The following is a 22,735-nucleotide window of genomic DNA, read 5'->3' as shown; positions in this document are numbered from 1 at the left end:
CTTTTAACTAAGTTTAATTATATATCAATTTCCGAATATTTAAATAGATTAACGAGACATCGTTCAACTAAAAAAGACATATTTCACGCGTAAAATGGCGAGATATGTCTTTTATAGCGTAATCGTTTCGCAAGCAGCACCTGTTAATAAATTTCCCCATAAACTTTCGTAACCTTGGTTTTTAAGCGCTGAGATGAAACATGCAAGCGCTACTCCATGCGAAATGACCGCAATCTTTTTATATGGTATGAGATCTAAATTTTCGTGAAACGCGAGCATTCGAGACGCCACTTGTTGAAATGATTCTTGTGTAGTATTTTGAAACAAATGTGGTGAATCCATATAACATTTATATTGCCCATCATTTTGCAGGCTGCTTATTAGACAGCCTTGCCAATGACCAAGATGAATTTCACGTAAGTTTTCACTTTTATGAATGATACTATTTGGAAACATATACTTAGCTGTTTCATACGCTCGATTTAAATCACTGCAAAATACAATTTCTGGTTCCCACTGAACTTGTTTTGCCTGTTGAATGCCTCGTTCTGTTAGTTCTGAATCCAGCCATCCTTGCAATCGTCCTTCTTTATTCCATATTGTTTCAGCATGGCGGTAATACTTAATGATTTTCGACATAATTAATTATCTCTTCCTGACACTTCGCCCAGATTTCTTCGTTTTTAACGGCAATTCGGAACCACTGTCCATCTAACCCTACGTAATTTTTTGTATGACGTAACACAATGCCACGACGCAGTAAATGCGAAAAAAATGCCGCCGAATTTAGCCCATTTGGTAATTTAAATAATAGGAAATTAGCCGAACTATTCGAAACTGTACACCCTAATTCCTCCAATACAACGCTCATTTCCACTCTCAAATGCTCACTTTTCTCCCTAGATTCCTTTATAAATTGCTGTTCCTGTAAACAAATCGAGCCAAGTTCAATTGCAATATTGCTGACATTCCAATGTGGTAAGAAACACCGTAACTTTTCTGCTTGTTTCCCAATCACATAACCTAGTCGAACTCCCGCAAGCCCAAACATTTTTGTCATAGATCGCAACACAAATAAATTCGTATATGTATTCGTTAACGCAACAACACTTTCCGCCTCGTCAGTCCAATCGATAAAAGCTTCATCTACAACAAAGTCACAATGCGGATACTTTTGTATTAATCCCTCTATCCACTCCCTTTTTAATAAAACACCTGTTGGATTATTTGGATTGCATATGTAAATAGCTGAAACGCGCAATAATAGTTCATTTAATGCCTGTTCATCAAAATAATAATGGACAATATCCTCTGCAACGATTGAATGAATTGTGCAATTCTGTTGCTGCAATGTTCTTTTATACTCTGAAAAAGATGGTTCTAATAATCCAATATCTTTTCCTCTAAAAAATTGCGCTAATACCATTAATCCTTCTGCCGCACCGTTCGTTACAACAACATGTGATTTCGAAACTTTGTGGAAATCTGCTATATCCGTATAAAAAGGTTCGGCTTGTTCATCTGGATAAGTTGCTAATTTAGACAGTAAACTAGGCCAATGCTCTTTAATTTTCTCAGGAAACCCATCTACATTAACATTTTCACTTACATCAATTACTTCTTGCGGCATTGTAATACCCATTGCCTTATACAATGCCGATGCATTAGCCCCATGTGAAGGCAATGACATATAAAATTCCCCCTATTAATAAAGTCCACCATGTACAAACATACATTTGTTTAATCGCTCGTTTAATATGCTGTTTTCGCATCGTAAAATACGGTTTTCCCATATAGGCTCGAAATGATTCTATTCCACTATATTGATTGTACCCACCTAAGCGTATACCTAATTGCCAAGCGGTTGCCGCTTCCAAATAGCCGCTGTTCGGACTCGGATGCTTCTTTGCATCTTTCAACCAATTTTTTAATCGGAATATGAATGATTTATTAATATACTTTTTCGTACTAATAAGTAAAATGAAGCCCGTCATACGACTCGGAATAAGATTTGCGAGATCATCTAATTTTGCGGCGGTATATCCAAATTGTCCATAGCGGTCATTTTTATAGCCTATCATTGAATCTAGCGTGTTGATTGCTTTGTAACACCATGCGCCAGTAGCGCCAAAACAGAGTGCATATAAGAGAGGTGCGGTTACGCCATCACTCGTATTTTCCGATACCGTTTCAATAACTCCCCGTACAATTTCTGGTTCATCTAAATGTGTAGTATCTCGTCCCACAATCCACCCTAGCTTTTCTCGTGCTTGATCGATATTATGATTGTTCAGTGCATCGTAGACAATCATCGCTGCTTCCTTTAATGATTTTTGAGCGAGCGCTAAACTAATTAACGAGATCTCCACAACTACCCATAGGAGAAAATGAATTTTAAAGGCGAGATAAACGATAACAAAGGTTGTAAAAGTTGTCGCACCTACTGTTATTAAAACTGTCATAAAACCTTTTAAGCGTAAATAACTCCCTTTGTTCAATGCCTTCTCTAAAAAGGAAATAAAGCGTCCTATATAAATTACAGGATGTGTAATTTTCTTTGGCTCCCCTAAAATCAAATCCATTAGTACCGCTATTATACAAATGAAGTATAAAATAATGGACACGCCCCTTCGTAAATTATAAATACCGAAGCAACTTTTAAAATTCGCTTCGGTACTATTTAATCAATTACGCCTCGGCGTAATTGCGTCCAGATTTTTTTCGAGCTTGGGGCCACAGGATGTGGGTCAGTCAGCCGTTGTCACACGATGTGACGCCCTTAGGCTGACTTCCTTTCCCTTAAAAAAAATCTGTGACATCCGCCGGGGCTAACTTAATTCAGCCGGGGTTTTAACCCCACTGAATAGAATTTCCCATTTAACATTTATCACCAAATTGTTGAAGTAGGGAATAAATGCTGAATTAAGTTAATGACTGTGTTCATAGCCATTTTCTTCAACATATTTCCGGAAGTTTTCTAAGTCTTGCATACCAGTGGATGTGCCATCGATTGTCTGTTGTAATCGTTCTAATAGGACATTTTGTAACTTCGGATGATAACCAAAGTAATTCGCAATCGTAATGTCAATGTTCGGGTATTCTTTAGAAAATTCCGTTGCCATATGTGCCATGCGTTTCATTAAAATACCTGTGAATAAGAAATACGGTAACATAATTATTTTTTTGGCTCCGCGCTCCATGCACGTCTCAATACCTTGTTCAACAGTTGGTGTTGTTACGCCCATAAATGCCGTTTCGAAAATTGGTACATCAATTTGCCCGGCTAACTTATGTGAAATTTTATAAAAGTCCTCTTTCGCCTCAAGATCGCTACTACCACGTGCAATTAATAAGATAGCTGTATCTTTATGTTTAGCAGCTGTGTCAAAGCCAACTTCTTCTAGGCGTGATTTTAAAATCTCAAAAATTTCGTTATGAATGCCTATTGTTTGTCCATATGTAAAACGCACTTCTGGGAATTGTACCCTTGCTTCCTCAATTTCGGCTGGAATATGAAGTTTTGAATGCCCAGCATGTAATAAAATAATTGGGATGACATGAATTTCATCCGCCCCCGCCTCCATACATGCTTGAATCCCATCATCAATATTTGGAGAGGCGAATTCTAAAAAGCAAGATTGAACGATATATTGTGGATCAATTTTTGGCTCCATCCGGCTAACAAACTGACGAACTTCTTCATTGCCCTCTTCTAAACGACTACCGTGCCCCACAAATAAAACGGCCTTATGTTTTTTCCCTTTACGTTTTCGGTACTTATCAAGACCTTTAATACGCGACTCACCGCGCAAACGCTCCCCTTCTTGCAATGAATAAATAATATTTTCTTCGGATACATTTTCATGTACGATTGCACGAGCGGTTTTTTCCTCCTGAACGGAATACCATGTACCTTTCGGATAATCAATGACGACACATTTATCCTTACAGCGCCCATTACAACGCGTGCGGGAAGTATGAATCACATCATCAAGTTTATTCACTCTAATTTCATCGCGTATTTGCTGCGTCACTTCTTCTGCACCAGCACCCATACAAGTCGCCCCATTACAAATTAAAACGTGACGTTGCATCGGTGTTAAATTCCAAGTTGTCATGACCAATCCCCCTTTAATTGTTGTTGAATACTCACTTTTTCCTTCTTAATAAATAGGAAAAATTTCTCTATATCGGATGTATTGTAATGAACTAATAACTTTTTTACACATGCAATGATGTACTGCTCTGGTATATTTTTGGCTAATAGTTCCCCAGAGCTTGCACGTCTCCCCATTGGAATCGCTCCGCCGTAAATATCAAATTTCCCCTTATGGTAAATGAGCGCTAAATCATCCTGAACAGCATTGTAACAAGCTAGAGTGCATGCATTAAAGCCAATTCTTACTCTCTTTTTAAGTGGCATTTGTTCAATTTCTCGTAATAGCTCTTTTGCGATTGGCAAGGCATCTAATTCGTCTCCATCACAAAAATCACAACATTTCATGATGGCACTTGGAGTAGGTGGCACTACATAGAGCTCTACATCAGTTAACATTTGGATCACTTCATCAAGCATTTCTTCATGAACCGATACGATAAAGCTATGGCCAGCTGAATATTTCACAGCACCTTCATCCGCTAGTTTTGCTAATACATTCAATTGAGTGCTCGTTAAATGTTTGTTAATGATACCGGGTCTAACCGTTAACACGATAAAGCTATCTGCTGCCTTTAACTTTGCAAATGTTTTAGTAGGCATTGGGAGTTGCATTGCTTTCTCAAAGTTTTGCCGTACGTATTGCTCCATGTTTATACCACCTTTGCTTTTACTAATTTTTAATCGTTAAAATGAATCTGGATATAATCCTTTTGCTAAAATTTCTAACGCTTCTGCTACACGTACGCCTTCTGAAGCTGCTGATAATGGGAGCACAACAAAATGCTCCTTTTGAACAGCTGGTGTTTGGCTAAGTGCAGGATCCGCTTTTAAGAAAGCAATTTTTTGCTCAGCAGTTGTTGAACCGTAATCAATGACAACAATTGCTTCTGGTGCATGTTCAACAGCGTCTTCTTTCGATACAGTTGCCCAGTTTTTTTCGATATCACCAAATACATTTTTACCACCAGCCATTGTTACTAATGTATTCATAAAGTTTTGTGTTGCCGTGAACACTTCCGTATCCCCACTATCGAAAACAAGCACTTCGATTGGTTTTTCATTTGCAGGTAATTTTTCAGTAATCGCTTCAATTTCCTTATTCATTTTTTCAATTAAAGCTTCACCACGTTCTTCTACACGGAAAATCGTAGCAATGTTACGAATATCGGTATAAATATCTTCTAATGTTGGACCCACTTTGATCGATGAAGATTGTAAATAACTATTAATGCCAAGCTCCTTTAATTCTTCACGAGACATGACATTTTTAGGGTTAAATGCACTTGCCCATCCGCCATAAATAAAATCAGCTTCATTTGCAATAATTTGTTCCTTTGATGGATAGCGTTCAGCTAGTACAGGTACTTCTGCATACGCCTCCTGTAATGGCTCATAAATTTCATCATCCAAATAAGATGTACCAATCATTGAATCTTCCAAACCTAACGCAAGCATAATTTCCGTTACGTGCTGATTAATTGTAATCGCGCGTTTTGGTACTTCTGTATACTCTAATGTCATACCTTCATTTTCAATTGTTACAACTTCAGCCGATGCTTCAGCATTTAATGGTTCCTTTTTTATTTCTGGCTCTGTTTTGTTACATGCAGTTAAAAGTAGTGATACTGTTAAGAAGATAGAAGCCCAAAAAGTTTTTTGTTTTTTCATGATTTCCCCTCATACTTTCTCAAAGTATTATTTAGTATAAAAAAATAAGTGGAGCTTGTTTGTAAATGGATTCGTTGAAATACCTACACGGACGCGGAAAACATCCATCATTGTTTGTTCTGTAAACACTTGTTTTGGTGTGCCCTGCTCATACAGCGTCCCATCTTTCATCACAATCACTTCATCACAATAAGCTGCCGCTAAATTCAAATCATGCAAAGCTGTAATAATCGTGACGGGTAGGTCCTTCACTAAATCCATTAAATGCAGTTGATGCTCAATATCTAAATGATTTGTCGGTTCATCTAATACTAAAATTTTTGCCTTTTGCGCTAATGCGCGAGCTAACATGACACGCTTCTTTTCACCACCAGATAAATGGACGAATGTTCGATCCGCTAAATGGCCAACATTTGAAAGTGCCATACACTCCTCGACAATTTTAAAGTCTTCCACATTGTCTGAGCTTAGCCATTTTTTATATGGTATACGCCCCATCATAACGAGGTCCTTCACCGTAAAATCAAAGAGCACCGGAGATTCTTGACTGACAACGGCCATTTGCTGCGCTAGTTTTTTAGGGGAGATATCCCAAATTTCCTTTTCATGTAGCGTCACACTACCCGATGTTTGCTTTAAATGACGATAAATCATTTTTAGCATCGTCGTTTTACCACTACCATTTGGTCCAATGATGCCGATGAATTTCCCTTCCTCAATTGTGATGGACAAATTACGCAAAATTGCTTTTTCTGCTATAGAATATTCTAGGTCTTGAAGTTGTATCATTTTATTCCCCTTCTCCAAATGCATATCGCTGACGACGTAGCATCCAAATAAAGAATGGGCTACCACATAACGCTGTAATAATTCCAATTGGCATTTCTTCTGGTGCAATCGCAATACGTGCGCCCATATCCGCCCAAACGATAAAAATCGCGCCAAGTAATGCACTTAAAGGTAGGACAACTTTGTAATTTGAGCCGACTAACATTCTTACGATATGAGGAACGATTAATCCGACAAAACCGATACTTCCACTAACCGCTACAACAACACCCGTTAATAACGAAACAATAATAATAATAAAAATTCGAAAACGCTCAATATTAATTCCTAATGTTGCAGCTGTTTCCGTGCCGAGCAATAATGCATTTAATTGGCGATAGCTTAATGTTAGTAATGTAAAAACGATGACGAATACAACAGCAGGAATTCCAATGTTATTCCATTTTGCTCCGCCTAAACTGCCTAACATCCAATGCATGACCGCTTGAATGCCCCCTTGCTCCTTAGACATCATCAGCATAAAGTTCGTTAGCGCGCTTAGTACCATAGAAATCGCAACACCTGAAAGAAGTAAGCGAATCATGGATGTTCGTCCGCCAATACGAGCAAGTAAAAAAACGATACTTACAGCTGCGATTGCTCCTAAAAAAGCTGCAAATGATAGCGCATAGACACCGAGAAAGCTAAATGCACCGAGTAAAATAACCGATGTTGCACCAACAGAAGCACCCGATGAAACACCTAAAATATACGGATCTGCAATCGAGTTTTTCACTAATGCTTGAATGGCTGCACCACAAATTGCAAGTGATGCACCTACAATCATCGCGAGTAGGACACGCGGCACACGCAGTTCCATAATAATGATTTGCTGAGCGTTCGATGCGTTTGTAGTTGGTACTATACCAAGTTTATACATGAGTACCTCTATAATAAGTGAGGGGGTAATGCCTACAGAACCAACCATAATCGCGCCGATTCCTGAGCAAAGTAAAATAACGAATAACATAACTAACCAAACGTAAAATTTCCTGTTCTTCATCGCTTCACAGGCTCCCAACTAATAATCGCCGCGTAAAATTTATGACGATAGATAATTTCTCCGTTTTCTTCCGTTATAAAACCTGCAAGTGCTGCTTTTACATCATCGATCTGAAACGTGTCATTTAAAATCTTCTTACTTTGCGCGGTATATAATGCTTCATATGAGGCATAGCGATATGTACGTTCTAGTGGAAGCATTTCACAATCTGCATAAATCCCAAGCTGATAAAGCATATTGACGATTCCAATATAATCACGCCTTGGATATTTAATTTGATAACCGAATTGTTGATCGAGTACAACATAATGAGGCTGAATAGGCCCTGTTGTTAAGCCGATAATGACGCGCTTTTTTGCCAAGCGATTCATCTTCAACAATGCCTCATTCATTTCATAGATCCGGTAATAACAATTGACGCCAATGACAACATCATGCTTTTCTACTTCAGCATCTTCCCATTTTGCATGGACGTACTGCACCCCTTCGTCTTCTACAAAATATTGTTGTAAATATTGAAGAACACTTTCTGAACCATCTACTAATGTTAGCTTTTCAGCATCTTCTCGTAATGGAAAGGTGTAATTTCCCCATCCCGGACCGATTTCTAAACACGTCGCATTTTCCGGTATATGTTTCCGCATTTTTTCATAAATCGGCTTCGTATGGGCATCCGTTTGGCGATAGGATTTTTTTTGCATCGATTGAGACCAAAATGCTTCTTCTAATGCATCATCAATCATTCGTTCAGGCATTTCACCGTGCCAATTATGCATGCCTTCTTTCCATAGCTTCTCAAAATCGATATGTAAAGGTGACCCTTTCATTTCAAGCATCTCCTTTCTTATAAAATACAAAAAAACGTATAAATCAAATTGTTTATACGATCAAATACGCCTCGGCGTATTTGCGTCCAGATTTTTTTTCGAGCTTGCTCGAAAAACTCCTCTAAAAAATCTGTGACATCCGCCGGGGGCTTTAACTTGATTCAGCCTGGAATTGAACTCCCACTGAATTAAAGTCATTCTTGGCATTCATCCCCCACTAATAGAAGTGGAGAACTTCTGCTGAAGCAAGTTAATATGCCATTATGTATTGCATAGTGGCTCTTATACTCCCGTAAGAACAATATTCCGTTTATCAGCAGGTATCCTGACTTCGCATCCTAAAGTTCATAGCCCTTCCCGCAAATATTTTGCAGTGGTATCGCTACAACTCTCCGCTTCACAGTGGCGGGTACCGTGGTGACTTTCCATCACTCTTCCCTTTACGTATTTCTACACTGATAAATGTATTAAATTGTATACTTTCTTCATATCTAAATGCTGGCGCACATGTTCATCCAAAAGTTCATACGCCTGTTCACGACGATCCTCATCTGATACAACATCCCCAGCAACTAATTCCAGATTTTTTTCATTGCGTATAAGGTTGAAATAGTCGCGTGTAAAATGACGATTTTGGAAGATACCATGCACATATGTACCGATAATTTGTTCCGTATAAACACCATCTTGTCGACCATCATCAAAAGTAATAAACGGTGTCATTTTCTTCGTTGCCACACTGCGACCTAAATGGATTTCATAACCCTTCACATCGTGACCTGTTACAGTTTGGCCATGTACTTGTACGGTTTGTTTTTCTGTTACAAAATGCGTCTCAATTGGTAATAGCCCGAGTGATAAGTACGTGCCACCACTTCCTTCAATCGCAGACTCATCGCGAATGACTTCTCCAAGCATTTGGTAGCCTCCACAAATACCTACGACTTTTCCACCTTTTTGTGCATGCTTCAAAATGCCTTGTGCTAAGCCATTTTCTTGTAGCCACAAAAAATCTTCTACCGTATTTTTAGTGCCTGGCAAAATAATGACATCTGGCTGCTTTAAATCTTTTAATGAAGACACAAACCGAGGTCCCACTCCTGGTTCCTCAAATAATGGGTCAACATCTGTAAAGTTTGAAATACAAGGTAAGCGAATAATCGCAACATCAATTGCAAATTCTTGTTGCTGTGGTTTTTTTAATCGTAAGCTCGATAGTGCCATCGAATCCTCCGCTTCAATTTGTACATCCACATATGGAATAACACCTAAAACAGGAATTCCCGTATAGTTTTCAAGCCATTCCACACCACTATCCAATAATTCCTTCATCCCTCGGAATTTATTAATAATGACACCTTTTACCCGAGCGCGTTCTTCATCATCCAAAAGTGCTAACGTACCAACGATTGAGGCAAACACACCACCACGTTCAATATCCGCAACTAAAATGACACTTGCATCGGTTTCGTGTGCCATACGCATATTCGCAATATCACGTGCTTTCAAATTGATCTCCGCTGGACTGCCCGCACCTTCCAATACTAAAATTTCAAACTGTTCGCTTAGACGCCCAAGTGATTTCCGTATTTCTGGCATAACATCCTCTACAAATGTTTCTCGGTATGTCAAAGCATCCATATTCGCTAAATGTTTTCCATGTAAAATCACTTCAGATATCATTTCCCCTTTTGGTTTTAGGAGGATTGGATTCATATCTGTTGTCGCGTCAATTTTAGCGGCTTCTGCTTGTACACCTTGGGCACGACCAATTTCACCACCACTTTTTGTAATGTATGAATTCAATGCCATATTTTGTGATTTGAACGGTGCTACGCGAAATCCATCATTCGCAAAAATCCGGCAAAGTGCTGTGCAAATGACACTTTTTCCAACATCTGAGGACGTCCCTTGAATCATAATTGCTTTCATTAAAATTCAAGACCTTTCATTGCTTTAACATCTTGCTCCTCGTAATAATGCTTTGTCGCATCGATTGTCGAAACTAAATCTGCCATGGCAATAAGTGATGGATGAGCCGAACGTCCTGTCACAACTAAATGCATCGTTTTCGGACGATTTTGAATGGCTTCTAATACCTCTTCAAGTGGTAAAACATCGTCAACTGGAAAGCGTGTAATCGCCAATGCATTATTCAGTTCGTCAAGCACTAATAAATCAATCGAATCATCTCGTAACACTTCTTTGACTTGTGCCCATGCCAATTTTAAAGCCCCTCGGTGCTCTTCAGGTGTTTTTGTCCATGTAAACCCAATCCCAAGTTGAACCGTTTCTACCCCTAATTTGCGTAAAGCAATTTGTTCACCATACGTACGCTCAGGAGATTTAATAAATTGAAAATATTTCACCTTCATGCCTCGTCCAATTGCACGTAACGTGACACCAAGTGAAGCTGTTGTTTTTCCTTTGCCATCCCCTGTATAAACAAGTAACATCCCTTGTCTCGCCATCGTCAATCCCCCCTTATCCTTTTATAACCAAGTTGTTTTTTCAGCAAATGCTGTACGCTTTTTCTCTGTCGCCGGAGATTCAGCTGGATAACCAATACATAACGTACCTACTAACTGTTCTTGCCCACTTGCACCAATATAAGCATGAAGCGCTGTATCATGTACTAAACCAACGCCTCGTGTACGCCAAACCATGCCTAGCCCTAATTGTTCCGCCATGAGCCACATCGACATAATTGCACTACTTACCGCAAAGACATTATCTTTCGTTGCCCCTTCATCCCCTTCTACAATGGCTGAAGTCACCGCTATAATTAATGGCGTTTTTGTAATGGCTTCCATCGAACTTTCAACTAAATTAGGCTTTGTTGGAAAACGCTTTTCTAGAAAATTTAGTGCGACTTGCTCATAACCTTGTTTACTAGCGCCTTGCATCACATAAAAATGCCATGGCTCACGCATGCGATCATTCGGTGCATATGTAGCGGCTTCTAATAATTGTTCAATTTTTTCTCTTTCTACTTCACGTGCTTCAAATTGACGAATTGCACGACGCTTTTTTAGTGCATTTAACATGTTTGATGCTCCTTTTCAATGAACCACTTTATATCCTCACGTACGTTGACAACATCCCCAACTAAAATCATCGCTGGATTTTGAATGACTTCCTGCTCAATTTGTTTGGCAATGGTTTCTAATGTGCCGATAATTGTGCGTTGTTTATCTGTAGTGCCCCATTCAATCACTGCAACTGGTGTTTCGCTTCGTTTTCCATGTTCGATTAAACGTGCTGTAATATGCTCAATATTGCCAACGCTCATATAGAAAGCGACCGTATCAATATGGCTAAGCGCGCCCCAATTTAAAAAATCATTGCCTTTTTCTGCACGTCCGTGGCCAGTCACAATAGCAAAACTTGTCGCATGATCACGATGGGTTACAGGAATTCCTGCATAAGCCGGCGCTGCAATGCCTGCTGTAATACCTGGTACAATTTCATAGTCAATATTAGCCTCGCGTAAAACGGCTGCTTCCTCTGCACCACGTCCAAATACAAATGGATCTCCACCTTTTAGACGTAAAACGGTATGCCCTGCCAATGCTTTTTCAACTAATACACGATGAATTTCATCTTGAATTAAGCCGTGCTTTCCTGGTTCTTTGCCGCAATAAATGAATTCTACGTTTTTTTTTGCATGTTCCAGTAATACAGGATTTACTAAACGATCATATAAAATGACATCGGCTTGCTGTATACATTCAAGCCCTCGTATTGTTAATAATTTGGGGTCTCCTGGTCCAGCTCCAACAATAAATACTTTTGCGCTCATTGTAAATCTCCTAATCGTTGTTGTAGCCACTCCTCACACTTATGTAGGCGCCCTTCCTTTACCCATTCTAATAACTGTGGCTCTAATAATTGTGTTAGTAATTGTGCCTTTTCTTCCCCATTAAATGTGGCTAAAATGCGCTGACGAGCTTGCCCTAAAAATGCAACGTACTGCTCGTAATAATCACCATATTGATCCGCCAATTGTGCTTTCACTTGGCGCGTTAAACGTGGACTTGCACCAGAAGTTGATACCGTCATGATAAAATCCCCACGTCGGACTACAGCTGGATTAATAAAATCGACACGCCCTTTTGCATCGGCACGGCTAAGTAATTGCCAATGTTGTGTCGCTTCCTCAACTGCATCGTTCACTTCTTGACTATTTGTCACGGCAAAAACTAATGCCGCATCATCTAAGTCAGCTGGCTCAAACTCTTTTTGCTTCCATGTAATTTCTTTGCGTTCTGCATACGCTAAAAGTTCTTCCGTCATCGTAGGACTCACGACAATGATGTTCGCTTTTGCAGGAAGCAATGCATCAACCTTTTGACGAGCAACACGCCCACCACCAACGACGACAACTGTTTTATATTCAATATTTAATAACAAAGGGAAATAACTCATCGATTTACCTCCAAACATTTATCTAACCAATTTTGTACAAGCTTTGGGTTGGATGCAAAATGAAAATGTGTATAGCCTGCTACTAAATTCCCGCTTAAATAGCCTTCTTGCTGTGCTCGAAAACGTCCTTTACTAAAATATGCAGGTGTTTTATGCTCACCTTCATATGTCGAATAATGGAACTCATGCCCTTTTGCTTGCTCATCTTCATAAATTAAGAAGTTGCCTTTAACACCTGTAATTTCACGGTAACCTAATGCAGCTAACTTCTCTTGCATTTTTACGTGACCTTCAATGACACCGAGCATGGCATACGTTTCACCCGCACGATTTGTAATGCTTTCCGTTAAATACATGTAGCCCCCACATTCCGCTAAAGTCGGCAGTCCTTGCTCAATTGCAGCACGAATTGATTCTTTTGAAGTTGTGTTTTCACTTAGCTTTTCAGCAAACTCTTCTGGGAAGCCACCGCCAATATATACACCTTGTGCTTGTGCCGGAACTGGCTCATTATTTAATGGTGAAAAGAAGTGTAGCTCAGCGCCATACGCTCGTAAAAGCGCTAAATTTTCCTCGTAATAAAAGTTAAAGGCCGCATCTTTTGCTACGGCAATATGTACCCGCTGTCGATTCGGCTGCTGTTCAAAAATAGTTGTTTCAACCGTAATGACTGGAGCTTTCGTTATATTAAGCAAAACATCGAGATCAACTGTTGCTTCAATCGCAGTCGCTAACTCATCGAAATAATCATCTAAATCCCCACGTTCAATGGCGGGGACAAGCCCTAAATGACGACTTGGCATCACCTTAACTGCGCCCTTTAGTAAATAGCCAATCACCGGTATATGACACTCTGCTTCAATTGCGGTTTTGACAATATCATAATGATTTTTGCTGCCAAGCTGATTGACGATGACGCCGACAATTTGGGCGTTTTCATCGAGCATTTGAAACCCTTTTACAATGGCAGCCACACTACGCGCCATACTCGCTGCGTTTACAATTAAAATAACCGGGCTGTTCGTCAACTCGCTAATATGCGCCGCTGAACCTTCGTTGGATAATGGTGATTTCCCATCATAAAAACCCATAACCCCTTCAATAATACTTACATCCGTATCATGACTAGCACGGGCCACAATATCACGAACAACATCATGCGCCATCATAAAGCCATCAATATTTCGAGAAGGTCTTTTCGTTACCGCTGTATGAAAAGTCGGGTCAATATAATCCGGTCCGCATTTAAATCCTTGCACGGATAGCCCTCTTTTCATGAGTGCACGCATAATACCAATTGTGAATGTTGTTTTACCAACACCACTGCCTGTACCCGCTAAAACAAATCGATTCATTGCATTTCCTCCTCATCAAAAGAAATTCGTGCAACTGAAATTGTTGCATTCACACCCTTCTTTTTCTCTAGCAACCAATCGTTCGTCTTCGCATAGCGCAGAGCTGCTGGTTCACATACACCGTAAGCACCTGTATACTTATGCACTTTTTCAGAAGGGTTTTTTAATGGCATCTCATTTAACTGTTCTGGCGTATACGTAATAAACGCCCAATTATTTTTAGCTGCTACTTGTAAAAAGCCCTCTTCATCCTTTTTAAGGTCGATTGTCGCAATCGCTTTCACGCTTTTTTTACTCAACTTTAGCTCGACTAACGTTTCGTCGATAAGGGCCTCTATTTCTTCTGCTGATGTTCCTCTATTACAGCCCATTCCTAATACAAGTGACTTAGGTCGATAAATAACACCATTTTGTAAAAGCACTTCTTCATGCGGTTCAATAATGCGATCCGTAATAAGTAATGTCGCATGCGGATTTACTGCGAGCGCTTCTTCGGTTGAAGGATATAACTTTAACGTTTCGGGCATTGGTGTGTCGTGCATCCACCAGTTTCTTTCGCCTGTTTCCTGCACGATGGCTACATGCTCCTCATTAACAACGGAAGCACTTACTGGCGTGAGCTTATCTTCTGCATCCCATATCCAACCAAATTTTGCGCCAAATAAATCGACAGGAATCGTTTTTTGAACATCTGAAGCCGTTGTAATAACAGGCTGCGCACCAATTGCCTCAGCAAATTCATGTGTTAATGCATTTGCACCGCCAATATGTCCAGAAAGTACGCTCACAACATACTGTCCTTTATCATCAACTGTTAGCACGGCTGGATCTTGCTTTTTGTCTACTAATAGCGGTGCAATCATTCGTACGACCGCACCGAGTGAAATAATACAAATAACCGCTTTATATTGTTGAAAAAGTGCCGGTAATAATAAACGAACCGTCCCATCAAACATTTGAATATGACGTGTCGATTCGTCTCCGCGCTCAAATTTTTTCATATAATAAAGGTCAACATAAGGGAATTTTTCCGCATAGTTACGCGCATTCTCCACACCATGTTTTGTAATGGATACAAGGGCATATGGCTTGCGTTTATCCACTTCTGGAATGACACCTTCTTGTAAACTAATCATCTGCCTTCACACCTTTACGGAAACCATGTGTAAATGTTTTATCGTATAATTTCGAACGATAGTCTTTTTCATGAATGTTCGGGTCAAGTGCCCAACCAGCTAAAATCATCGCATGTTTGCGAATGCCGTTTGTACGCATCGCTTCATCTAGTTGTGATAATGTTGTACGAACGATTTTTTGATCCGGCCAAGAAGCACGTTGTATCACCGCAATTGGTGTATCATCCGCCCAACCCGCAGCTTGTAACTCTTTCATAATTTTTTTCGTTAACGTTGCACTTAAAAACATGGCAATCGTACTGTGATGACTTGCAAGTGCCTGAAGTTTTTCACGGTCCGGTACAGGCGTTCTTCCTTCTGCACGTGTTAAAATTAACGTTTGTGTTAAATCCGGTACCGTTAACTCCGCGCCAACCGCTGCTGCTGCTGCAAATACGGAACTGACACCTGGCACCACTTCATAGCCAATGTCATGCTGTTTTAACAATGCCACTTGTTCCATCGTTGCACCGTACATCGCTGGATCTCCCGTATGTAAACGAACGACTTCTTTCCCGGCATTTACGCGTTCCACAATGCAGTTCACCATTTCTTCTAAATGCATGCCCGCTGTACGAATAATTTCAGCATCTGGATGTGCCTCAGCTACTAACTTTTCACTTACTAATGAATCCGTATACATCACGACATCTGCTGTTTGTAACAGTTTCAATCCTTTTACCGTAATCAAATCTGGGTCACCAGGACCTGCACCAATAATCCATATTTTTTTCATTATTTTCGCACCACCATACAAGATAAATAATTAAGCTCTGCACCACGTAACTCTTCGACATCCCAAATAATTTCTTCATCAGAAGTTACTTTTGTCACGACATGTGTGCCATATAATAAATTCATATCCTCTAATAAATCGAGCATGTCCTCTAAAACTTTTGCCACTTTAATAAACACGACGGCATCATGCGTTTCAAGTACACGACGCATTTCATCCATATCTTCCGTTGCTGGAATCATCGCCACACGGTCGTCACCATCTGCAAGTGGGATACCTAGACGATTTGCCGAGCCGTTAAATGATGAGATGCCCGCTATCGTTTCCATTTCAACAGCTGGATACGTTTCTTTCATCAATTTCATTAAATGAATAAATGTACTGAACAACATCGGGTCGCCTTCTGTCACAAACGCAACATCTTGCCCCTGTTCTAAATATGTATAAATCGCCTCTACTGACTTTGCCCACTCCGTTTTTAATGTTTCCTCATCTTTTGTCATGGGAAAAACAAGACCAAGCATATTCTTTTCTGCTGGATTAATGTATTCTTCTACAATGCGATGTGCATATGATTTACTACCTTTTAGTTTTTTCGGGTAAGCAATAACAGGACACTCCTGTAATTTTCGGAAAGCCTTTACTGTAATTAATTCTGGATCTCCAGGGCCAACGCCTACTCCATATAAAATACCTAATGTCATTTGTCCGTTCCTTTCTGTGCCGTCACAATAAATATTGGATTTAATGGTTCAAAACGCGTTAAATTCAAAATCGGCTTACTTCTTGAAATTTGAGCTTGTAAAATTGTTACTGTGCAACCTAAGCTTTTCAAATACTTCATCGCATCCGCTAAATTTTCAATCGTGGCGATGTTCATTACTAATCGACCACCTGGTAATAAACGTGTAATACAAGTTTCTAATAAATGCTCCATATTACCGCCGTTACCGCCGATAAAAATCGCATTCGGATTTGGAAATTCATCTAAGCGTTCTGGTGCTTTTCCAAGAATTGCGGTGAAATCAGTTCGATGTTTCGCTTGATTCAATAAGCAGTTTTCTAAGTCACCTTCATTTTTTTCAATGGCAAATACCGCGCCTTCACGGGCAATTTTTGCGGCCTCTATTGCAACTGAACCTGTACATGTACCGATATCCCACATAACGCTATCCTCTTGCAGCTGTAGCTCTTGCAAACAAAGTACGCGAATTTCCTTCTTCGTAATTAAGCCTTTTTCTGGCTTACGTTGATGAAACGCTTCATCAGCAATACCAATTGCACAGCGCTTAACCAACCCGCATTGTTTTAAAATCACAACATTTAAAGGGGAAAAACTAGCCTGTTCCATCTCATCTAATGTCATAAAACGGCAGCGCTCATTTTCACCTTCTAAATTTTCAGCGACAAACGCTTCGTATTCTGTCATACCATAATGTTTCAAATACGTAGCAATCGCTTGTGGCGTATTATTGTCATCTGTCAAAATCGCAATCTTTTTCCGTCCATCAATTTTTTGAGCAAAGCCTTTTATCGAACGTCCATGTAAACTAACGATATAGGCATCTTGCCAGCTGTCCTGCATTTTTGAGAAGGCTAGTTGTACAGAGCTTGTATACGGGTAAATTTCTAATGGTAGTTTTTTTGCTAACACACCACCTAGTCCAAAAAATAATGGATCTCCCGACACTAAAATTACAACATTACGTGTTTCTTGCTGTAATTCATCGACAAGCTTAGACAAACCACCTTTAATGACTTTCTTTTCTTTATTGAAATTTGGGAAAAACGCTAAATGGCGCTCTCCTCCAACTAACACATCACATTCATTAATCCAGTCAATGTATTGTGGTAATAAACCATTTACGCCGTTATCCCCTATACCAATCATCTTCATGCAATTCTTCAATATTCTCAGCCTTTCCTAAACAGTCTCCATTCATGGCATACAAGCTTGTGGACACACTAATTTGTGTATTCATATGCGCTAATGCATAGTAGCAACAGTTTTTACAGAGCGCTTCAAAATAAGCTTCATTCCCTTGTAAAATCTCACCTACTTGAGAGGCTGTATTTGCTGTCAAAATCTCACTTAATACCGGCTCTTCCACACCACTTCTTTGTGCAATAGTTGCTAGAAACTCGAAGCTAATCGGTGCACTTTTCGAATGGACCATCATAACGCCTTGCGCAACTTTCGAAAATTTCCCCATCATGCCAACGAGCGATACTTTGGCGAATTTTTTACGTGCAATATGCTTCAATGTAAACCCAACGAAATCACCCATCTCAATGAAGGCTTCCTCTGGTAAATTAGGATATTGTTTCATCGCGTATTTTTCACTACGTCCGCCCGTCGTGATGACAACATGGTCGCACCCTGCTTCCTTCGCAACACTTAGCGCCTGAACAATACTCGCCATATACGCTGAGCTGGAAAACGGAACGACCGTACCACGTGTACCTAATATTGAAATGCCACCGAGTATACCTAAGCGTCCATTCAATGTTTTTTTGGCAATTTCTTCGCCGTCTGGTACGGAAATAATTACTTCTACACCTTGTTCTAGCGCATAATTATCTATTCCTTCTTGAACGACACTTGTAATCATTTTACGTGGTACAGGATTGATCGCCGCCAGCCCAACTGGTACTGGTAAACCCGCTTTTGTTACACGCCCTACACCTACACCACCGTCTAAATGGATGCCTGGGACGTCTATTAAACGCACCGTGCTTTGGATACGCGCTTTATGTGTCGCATCTGGATCATCCCCGGCATCTTTAATCGTTTCACACATGATGGCATCGCCTTGGATTTCACTCGTTTCCACCTTAAATGTCGCAAATTGCCCCACTGGTAAATAAATCGTGACCTCATCAGGAACTTGACCAGTCACAACTGCTTGTAAGGCTGCTTTAGTCATTGCTGTAGCACACGCACCTGTTGTGTAACCATGACGCATTTGTGACGGGTCTTTTTTATTTCGTTTGCTTTGCTCGCTCATCAGCCATAATCGAGATCGCATTCAATGCTGCTACAGTCACTGTACTGCCACCTTTACGTCCTTCATTTGTAATGAATGGAATACCTTCTAATATTGCTAACTCGGCTTTTGATTCTGCTGCCGATACAAACCCTACTGGCATGCCGATAATTAAATCTGGTTTTGCTAACCCTTCTTTAATTAAACGAATTAACTCTAAAAGTGCAGTTGGGGCGTTACCAATCGCATAAATGCCGCCTTCTTGTAATTTCGTTGCTTTTTGCATGGAAATAATCGCGCGCGTCGTCCCAATTGCTTTCGCTTCTTTTGAAACATCTTCATCCGCGATATAACAGTGTAAATCTCCACCATGCTTTTGGAATCGTTTGCGCCCAGATCCACTTTCAATCATCTGTACATCAGCAACTACATGACGACCAGCTAAAATCGATTGAATACCTGCCTCAATCGCATCTTCTGTAAAAATCATACTGCGCCCTAATTCAAAGTCTGCTGATGCGTGAATAACACGTCTTACTACTAACCACTGCTCGTCTGTAAAGTTGTGCTCGCCCATCTCTTCTTTAATCATTGCAAAGCTGTAATCGTAAATTTTGTCTGGGTCTACCGTTAAAGGTACGAAATCCATATTAAAGTTCATATTTGCCATTTTAAATTCCTCCTAGTTTTTCAATGATCTCTTCAAATGTAGAACATTGATTAATGTAAGTGATTTTAGGTCGTTTAATTAAAATTACAGGAATGTTTAATTCCAATGCAGCATCCACTTTTTCATCAACAGCACCGACTTTTCCACTTTCTTTTGTAATAACGAGTGTTGTGTCATATTGACGGTACAATGCTGTATTTAACTCTTTTGAAAATGGACCTTGAATCGCGATAATGTCACGCTGCTTCAAGCCTAACAAATCGCATTTCTCCATGTTTTCTTTGTTCGGTAACATGCGACAAACTAGACGGATGGAGTCAATGAGCAAGTGCTTCGTGAATGTCGCAAGTGTTTTGCTACCTGTTGTCAACATCACAGTTCCTTTATGCTCACGCGCAATAAGTGCCGCTTCTTCATATGTTTCCACTTCAGTTATTAGTGGATGCATATACTGTTGCTGCGGACGTTCGTAACGAATATAAGGCACCTTGCATTGCTCTGCTGCGGCCATCGCTGTTTTTGAAGCTTCCTCTGCATAAGGGTGGCTTGCATCAATAACCGTTGTCACACCCTTTTCATCAATGATCGCCGTCATCTGTTCGATTGAAAGGCGCCCTACTTGATAGGCAATGCCCGCTTCCTTCAAGCTATTTGCTGCTGAATCTGTCACGACGGTTGCTAATAATAAATGCCCCTTGTTTTGTAGCTCAATGGCCAATTCACGTGCATCGCTCGTCCCTGCTAAAAATAAAATCATGTCACCCCTCCTAATCGCCACATGGTGCTTCTTCTACTTTGATTTTGCAGCTCATATCTTGGTACGTGAAATGGGCAACTTTCTTTACGCGCTTAAAGTATTTAAAGAAGCGCTCATTTGGATGTGCATGTTCTTTATATTCCTCAACGATCTTCGTTAATAATGGAATCAGTTCATCTGGCTCTAATCCTTCTGCGACTGGTTGTGCAGCGTGTGCCGTTCGACCAACTGGCTTGGCGCCAATAAAAAGATCGAATTTCTTTTTACGATAGACAATGCCAATATCATCGAAAATTGGGCGATAGCAAGCCATTCCACAGCCATTAAAACCAACATGCAATTCCTTTGGTAGCTTCAAACCGCCAAGCGTATCCATAATTTCCTCCGCATATGGAATCGAATCTGCCTTCTCTCCATAGCAAAAATCACATGCCTTTATGTTTAAGACATCTCCCATAGGCAGCACGTACAACCCTGTTTCACGTAATAATCCAACGACTTTTTCCGGTGCTTCAGTAGGAATCTTTACATGGAAACGATGATCTGGTGTATATTCAAGAGTTCCCTCTTCTCCTACTACTTCAGCAAGTACCTTCATTTGCTGTGGTGTAATGATTTTATTTGCAACACCTGGTGAAACGGCAAATTCAAAAATCGATTCGATTGCTTGCTGTACTAAAAAGTCCGTCTTCACAGGTTCGTTTGATATACAAGCTAATGCCATTCTTGCCATCTCAAGTGCTGACTTTTTCTCCGGAAGTTGTTGAAATTCTGCTGGCACTACCGGCGCTGGTTCTACAGTAGTTACACTCACTTCTTTCAAAGGCTCTATTTTAAGGTTTGGCCCTGCTTTAATTGCCTCAATCTTTTCATAGCCCGATTTTGCTTCTCCTGTTTCTTGATCAAGCGCCCATGGTTCTGCTTCTTTTTTCAAGCGTTGATGCGGTTTCCAAACTTGTTTTTCATCACCGAGCGTATACTTTCTTTGATAGCCACGTGGTGTAATAATTTTATTATCGTAAAAGAATGTGGAGGAGTTCCCAACTACAACAGTCGTTAACATACCAATATCATGGTCTAACATTTCCGCTAAATTTGTTAATACGATATTTTGGCTTTCTCGATAAGCACTCTTCACTAATCCTACTGGTGTATCAGGTGAACGATACTTCAGCAAAATACGCTGTGCTTCTACAATTTGACGTGTTCTCCGTCCTGATTTTGGATTGTAGAATGCGATGACAAAATCCGCCATTGCTGCAGCTTCAATACGCTTTTCAATGACTGTCCAAGGCGTTAAGTGGTCACTCAAACTGATCGTACAAGAGTCATGCATTACCGGTGCACCAAGTAAGCTCGCACATGAATTAATCGCTGAAATTCCTGGCACAACTTCTACTTCAATACCTGTTGCCTCAGTCCAACCTTTTTCAATTAAAACCTCATACACTAAACCAGCCATGCCGTATACGCCCGCATCACCACTCGAAATGACTGCAACGATATTTCCTGCCTCTGCCTGTTTAACAGCATCTTGCGCTCGTGATACTTCTTCGGTCATACCTGTACTGACAATTGTTTGTGCTGTTACTAAATGGCGAATTAAATCTACATACGTTTTATAACCCATAATATGATTACTTTGCTGTAATGCATCTACGGCTCTTTTTGTAATATGTTCTCGATCTCCAGGACCAAACCCAACTACAAAAATCTTCCCTTTACCCAAAACGTTCCCCTCCAATAAAAAAAGATACCCAAACTTCTTTTACAAAAGAAGTTTGGGTATCTGAAAATTTATATAAAAAATCGTATTTTCAAAAAATAGAATCTACTACGACCTGCTATATTTGAGTTCTCATCTACACTTCTCCCACCGAAAAGTAAGTAATCGAATTAAACAAGCAGGTTTCCTGGCTTAAACTTCACTTTACTCTCACATCTTCCCATCCTCATCAGACAGTGATATTCGTGATTTCATCCGTTATTACAGTAGCGGGGGCTGCATTAGATTTTCACTAATTTCCCTATTATTCTCAAAATATAAGCACTCATTTAATAGTTTATTAAATTATGACTTTACAATACCATATAAATGAAATATTACAACTATTTAATAATTATCTTAGCAATTTCATCTTT

General features: G+C 40.0%; 23 protein-coding genes and 2 riboswitches. All 23 genes read right to left on the bottom strand.

Features of this window, described 5'->3' with window-relative positions; translation table 11 throughout:
- Positions 1-111 precede the first annotated feature (111 nt).
- The gene (locus MHI10_RS00965) at positions 112-639 is read right to left on the bottom strand and encodes a histidine phosphatase family protein (RefSeq protein WP_340782162.1); all 528 of its coding nucleotides are present in this window, start codon (positions 637-639) and stop codon (positions 112-114) included.
- Positions 623-1,690 carry a pyridoxal phosphate-dependent aminotransferase gene (locus MHI10_RS00960; protein ID WP_340782159.1) on the bottom strand — a complete coding sequence of 356 codons (1,068 nt, stop codon included), beginning with the start codon at positions 1,688-1,690 and terminating at the stop codon, positions 623-625. The genes MHI10_RS00965 and MHI10_RS00960 overlap by 17 nt, the downstream gene beginning before the upstream one ends.
- Positions 1,665-2,624 (bottom strand): adenosylcobinamide-phosphate synthase CbiB, encoded by a 960-nt coding sequence (gene cbiB / locus MHI10_RS00955; protein WP_445683167.1) that lies wholly within the window; start codon positions 2,622-2,624, stop codon positions 1,665-1,667. Before cbiB ends, MHI10_RS00960 begins: the two co-directional genes overlap by 26 nt.
- 303 nt (positions 2,625-2,927) lie before the next feature.
- Positions 2,928-4,118 (bottom strand): CbiX/SirB N-terminal domain-containing protein, encoded by a 1,191-nt coding sequence (locus MHI10_RS00950; protein WP_340782157.1) that lies wholly within the window; start codon positions 4,116-4,118, stop codon positions 2,928-2,930.
- Entirely contained in the window at positions 4,115-4,807 is a 693-nt protein-coding gene (locus MHI10_RS00945) for a sulfite reductase (RefSeq protein WP_340782156.1), read from the bottom strand. The genes MHI10_RS00950 and MHI10_RS00945 overlap by 4 nt, the downstream gene beginning before the upstream one ends.
- A gap of 36 nt (positions 4,808-4,843) precedes the next feature.
- Complete coding sequence (locus tag MHI10_RS00940) at positions 4,844-5,827, bottom strand: ABC transporter substrate-binding protein (RefSeq protein ID WP_340782155.1); 984 nt, start codon at positions 5,825-5,827, stop codon at positions 4,844-4,846.
- Positions 5,828-5,854: 27 nt separating this feature from the next.
- Complete coding sequence (locus MHI10_RS00935) at positions 5,855-6,616, bottom strand: ABC transporter ATP-binding protein (RefSeq protein WP_340782154.1); 762 nt, start codon at positions 6,614-6,616, stop codon at positions 5,855-5,857.
- Position 6,617: 1 nt separating this feature from the next.
- Positions 6,618-7,658: a FecCD family ABC transporter permease gene (locus tag MHI10_RS00930; RefSeq protein ID WP_340782152.1), complete on the bottom strand. Its 1,041-nt coding sequence runs from the start codon at positions 7,656-7,658 to the stop codon at positions 6,618-6,620.
- Positions 7,655-8,485, bottom strand: coding sequence for a class I SAM-dependent methyltransferase (locus tag MHI10_RS00925; protein ID WP_340782149.1), 831 nt, complete (start codon positions 8,483-8,485; stop codon positions 7,655-7,657). Before MHI10_RS00925 ends, MHI10_RS00930 begins: the two co-directional genes overlap by 4 nt.
- A gap of 298 nt (positions 8,486-8,783) precedes the next feature.
- A riboswitch (cobalamin riboswitch) is annotated at positions 8,784-8,960 on the bottom strand.
- Positions 8,936-10,417, bottom strand: a complete 1,482-nt coding sequence (locus MHI10_RS00920) for a cobyric acid synthase (protein WP_340782146.1) — start codon at positions 10,415-10,417, stop codon at positions 8,936-8,938. Its footprint overlaps the riboswitch before it by 25 nt.
- On the bottom strand, positions 10,417-10,956 hold the full coding sequence (locus MHI10_RS00915; protein WP_340782143.1) for a cob(I)yrinic acid a,c-diamide adenosyltransferase: 540 nt from the start codon (positions 10,954-10,956) through the stop codon (positions 10,417-10,419). Before MHI10_RS00915 ends, MHI10_RS00920 begins: the two co-directional genes overlap by 1 nt.
- Positions 10,957-10,977: 21 nt before the next feature.
- Positions 10,978-11,532, bottom strand: coding sequence for a nitroreductase family protein (locus tag MHI10_RS00910; protein ID WP_340782141.1), 555 nt, complete (start codon positions 11,530-11,532; stop codon positions 10,978-10,980).
- Entirely contained in the window at positions 11,526-12,287 is a 762-nt protein-coding gene (gene cobA, locus MHI10_RS00905) for a uroporphyrinogen-III C-methyltransferase (protein ID WP_340782140.1), read from the bottom strand. Before cobA ends, MHI10_RS00910 begins: the two co-directional genes overlap by 7 nt.
- Positions 12,284-12,913 carry a precorrin-2 dehydrogenase/sirohydrochlorin ferrochelatase family protein gene (locus MHI10_RS00900; RefSeq protein ID WP_340782139.1) on the bottom strand — a complete coding sequence of 210 codons (630 nt, stop codon included), beginning with the start codon at positions 12,911-12,913 and terminating at the stop codon, positions 12,284-12,286. Before MHI10_RS00900 ends, cobA begins: the two co-directional genes overlap by 4 nt.
- Positions 12,910-14,268 carry a cobyrinate a,c-diamide synthase gene (locus MHI10_RS00895; RefSeq protein WP_340782138.1) on the bottom strand — a complete coding sequence of 453 codons (1,359 nt, stop codon included), beginning with the start codon at positions 14,266-14,268 and terminating at the stop codon, positions 12,910-12,912. Before MHI10_RS00895 ends, MHI10_RS00900 begins: the two co-directional genes overlap by 4 nt.
- Positions 14,265-15,404, bottom strand: a complete 1,140-nt coding sequence (locus MHI10_RS00890; RefSeq protein ID WP_340782136.1) for a cobalt-precorrin 5A hydrolase — start codon at positions 15,402-15,404, stop codon at positions 14,265-14,267. The genes MHI10_RS00895 and MHI10_RS00890 overlap by 4 nt, the downstream gene beginning before the upstream one ends.
- Complete coding sequence (cobM, locus tag MHI10_RS00885) at positions 15,397-16,179, bottom strand: precorrin-4 C(11)-methyltransferase (protein ID WP_340782133.1); 783 nt, start codon at positions 16,177-16,179, stop codon at positions 15,397-15,399. The genes MHI10_RS00890 and cobM overlap by 8 nt, the downstream gene beginning before the upstream one ends.
- The gene (gene cobI, locus MHI10_RS00880) at positions 16,179-16,883 is read right to left on the bottom strand and encodes a precorrin-2 C(20)-methyltransferase (protein ID WP_340782131.1); all 705 of its coding nucleotides are present in this window, start codon (positions 16,881-16,883) and stop codon (positions 16,179-16,181) included. Before cobI ends, cobM begins: the two co-directional genes overlap by 1 nt.
- Positions 16,880-18,076: a precorrin-6y C5,15-methyltransferase (decarboxylating) subunit CbiE gene (gene cbiE / locus MHI10_RS00875; protein WP_340782128.1), complete on the bottom strand. Its 1,197-nt coding sequence runs from the start codon at positions 18,074-18,076 to the stop codon at positions 16,880-16,882. Before cbiE ends, cobI begins: the two co-directional genes overlap by 4 nt.
- Complete coding sequence (locus tag MHI10_RS00870) at positions 18,051-19,187, bottom strand: cobalt-precorrin-5B (C(1))-methyltransferase (protein ID WP_340789088.1); 1,137 nt, start codon at positions 19,185-19,187, stop codon at positions 18,051-18,053. The genes cbiE and MHI10_RS00870 overlap by 26 nt, the downstream gene beginning before the upstream one ends.
- Complete coding sequence (locus tag MHI10_RS00865) at positions 19,162-19,836, bottom strand: precorrin-8X methylmutase (RefSeq protein ID WP_340782126.1); 675 nt, start codon at positions 19,834-19,836, stop codon at positions 19,162-19,164. The genes MHI10_RS00870 and MHI10_RS00865 overlap by 26 nt, the downstream gene beginning before the upstream one ends.
- A 1-nt stretch (position 19,837) precedes the next feature.
- Positions 19,838-20,593: a precorrin-6A reductase gene (gene cobK, locus MHI10_RS00860; RefSeq protein ID WP_340782123.1), complete on the bottom strand. Its 756-nt coding sequence runs from the start codon at positions 20,591-20,593 to the stop codon at positions 19,838-19,840.
- A 10-nt stretch (positions 20,594-20,603) separates the two neighbouring features.
- On the bottom strand, positions 20,604-22,322 hold the full coding sequence (cobJ, locus tag MHI10_RS00855; protein ID WP_340782121.1) for a precorrin-3B C(17)-methyltransferase: 1,719 nt from the start codon (positions 22,320-22,322) through the stop codon (positions 20,604-20,606).
- Between the two features lie 157 nt (positions 22,323-22,479).
- Positions 22,480-22,663, bottom strand: a riboswitch (cobalamin riboswitch).
- Positions 22,664-22,735: the final 72 nt, after the last annotated feature.

The organism is Solibacillus sp. FSL K6-1523, from assembly GCF_038005225.1.
GTDB lineage: Bacteria > Bacillota > Bacilli > Bacillales_A > Planococcaceae > Solibacillus.
The sequence above is the reverse complement of the archived record's forward strand: the minus strand, read 5'-3'. Positions and strand labels throughout refer to the sequence as shown.

What these genes read in the sequence shown, in the direction of transcription:
- MHI10_RS00965 (WP_340782162.1), bottom strand. Translation starts at nt 639, where the DNA reads ATGTCGAAAATCATTAAGTATTACCGCCATGCTGAAACAATATGGAAT.
- MHI10_RS00960 (WP_340782159.1), bottom strand. Translation starts at nt 1,690, where the DNA reads ATGTCATTGCCTTCACATGGGGCTAATGCATCGGCATTGTATAAGGCA.
- MHI10_RS00950 (WP_340782157.1), bottom strand. Translation starts at nt 4,118, where the DNA reads ATGACAACTTGGAATTTAACACCGATGCAACGTCACGTTTTAATTTGT.
- MHI10_RS00945 (WP_340782156.1), bottom strand. Translation starts at nt 4,807, where the DNA reads ATGGAGCAATACGTACGGCAAAACTTTGAGAAAGCAATGCAACTCCCA.
- MHI10_RS00940 (WP_340782155.1), bottom strand. Translation starts at nt 5,827, where the DNA reads ATGAAAAAACAAAAAACTTTTTGGGCTTCTATCTTCTTAACAGTATCA.
- MHI10_RS00935 (WP_340782154.1), bottom strand. Translation starts at nt 6,616, where the DNA reads ATGATACAACTTCAAGACCTAGAATATTCTATAGCAGAAAAAGCAATT.
- MHI10_RS00930 (WP_340782152.1), bottom strand. Translation starts at nt 7,658, where the DNA reads ATGAAGAACAGGAAATTTTACGTTTGGTTAGTTATGTTATTCGTTATT.
- MHI10_RS00925 (WP_340782149.1), bottom strand. Translation starts at nt 8,485, where the DNA reads ATGAAAGGGTCACCTTTACATATCGATTTTGAGAAGCTATGGAAAGAA.
- MHI10_RS00920 (WP_340782146.1), bottom strand. Translation starts at nt 10,417, where the DNA reads ATGAAAGCAATTATGATTCAAGGGACGTCCTCAGATGTTGGAAAAAGT.
- MHI10_RS00915 (WP_340782143.1), bottom strand. Translation starts at nt 10,956, where the DNA reads ATGGCGAGACAAGGGATGTTACTTGTTTATACAGGGGATGGCAAAGGA.
- MHI10_RS00910 (WP_340782141.1), bottom strand. Translation starts at nt 11,532, where the DNA reads ATGTTAAATGCACTAAAAAAGCGTCGTGCAATTCGTCAATTTGAAGCA.
- cobA (WP_340782140.1), bottom strand. Translation starts at nt 12,287, where the DNA reads ATGAGCGCAAAAGTATTTATTGTTGGAGCTGGACCAGGAGACCCCAAA.
- MHI10_RS00900 (WP_340782139.1), bottom strand. Translation starts at nt 12,913, where the DNA reads ATGAGTTATTTCCCTTTGTTATTAAATATTGAATATAAAACAGTTGTC.
- MHI10_RS00895 (WP_340782138.1), bottom strand. Translation starts at nt 14,268, where the DNA reads ATGAATCGATTTGTTTTAGCGGGTACAGGCAGTGGTGTTGGTAAAACA.
- MHI10_RS00890 (WP_340782136.1), bottom strand. Translation starts at nt 15,404, where the DNA reads ATGATTAGTTTACAAGAAGGTGTCATTCCAGAAGTGGATAAACGCAAG.
- cobM (WP_340782133.1), bottom strand. Translation starts at nt 16,179, where the DNA reads ATGAAAAAAATATGGATTATTGGTGCAGGTCCTGGTGACCCAGATTTG.
- cobI (WP_340782131.1), bottom strand. Translation starts at nt 16,883, where the DNA reads ATGACATTAGGTATTTTATATGGAGTAGGCGTTGGCCCTGGAGATCCA.
- cbiE (WP_340782128.1), bottom strand. Translation starts at nt 18,076, where the DNA reads ATGAAGATGATTGGTATAGGGGATAACGGCGTAAATGGTTTATTACCA.
- MHI10_RS00870 (WP_340789088.1), bottom strand. Translation starts at nt 19,187, where the DNA reads ATGAGCGAGCAAAGCAAACGAAATAAAAAAGACCCGTCACAAATGCGT.
- MHI10_RS00865 (WP_340782126.1), bottom strand. Translation starts at nt 19,836, where the DNA reads ATGGCAAATATGAACTTTAATATGGATTTCGTACCTTTAACGGTAGAC.
- cobK (WP_340782123.1), bottom strand. Translation starts at nt 20,593, where the DNA reads ATGATTTTATTTTTAGCAGGGACGAGCGATGCACGTGAATTGGCCATT.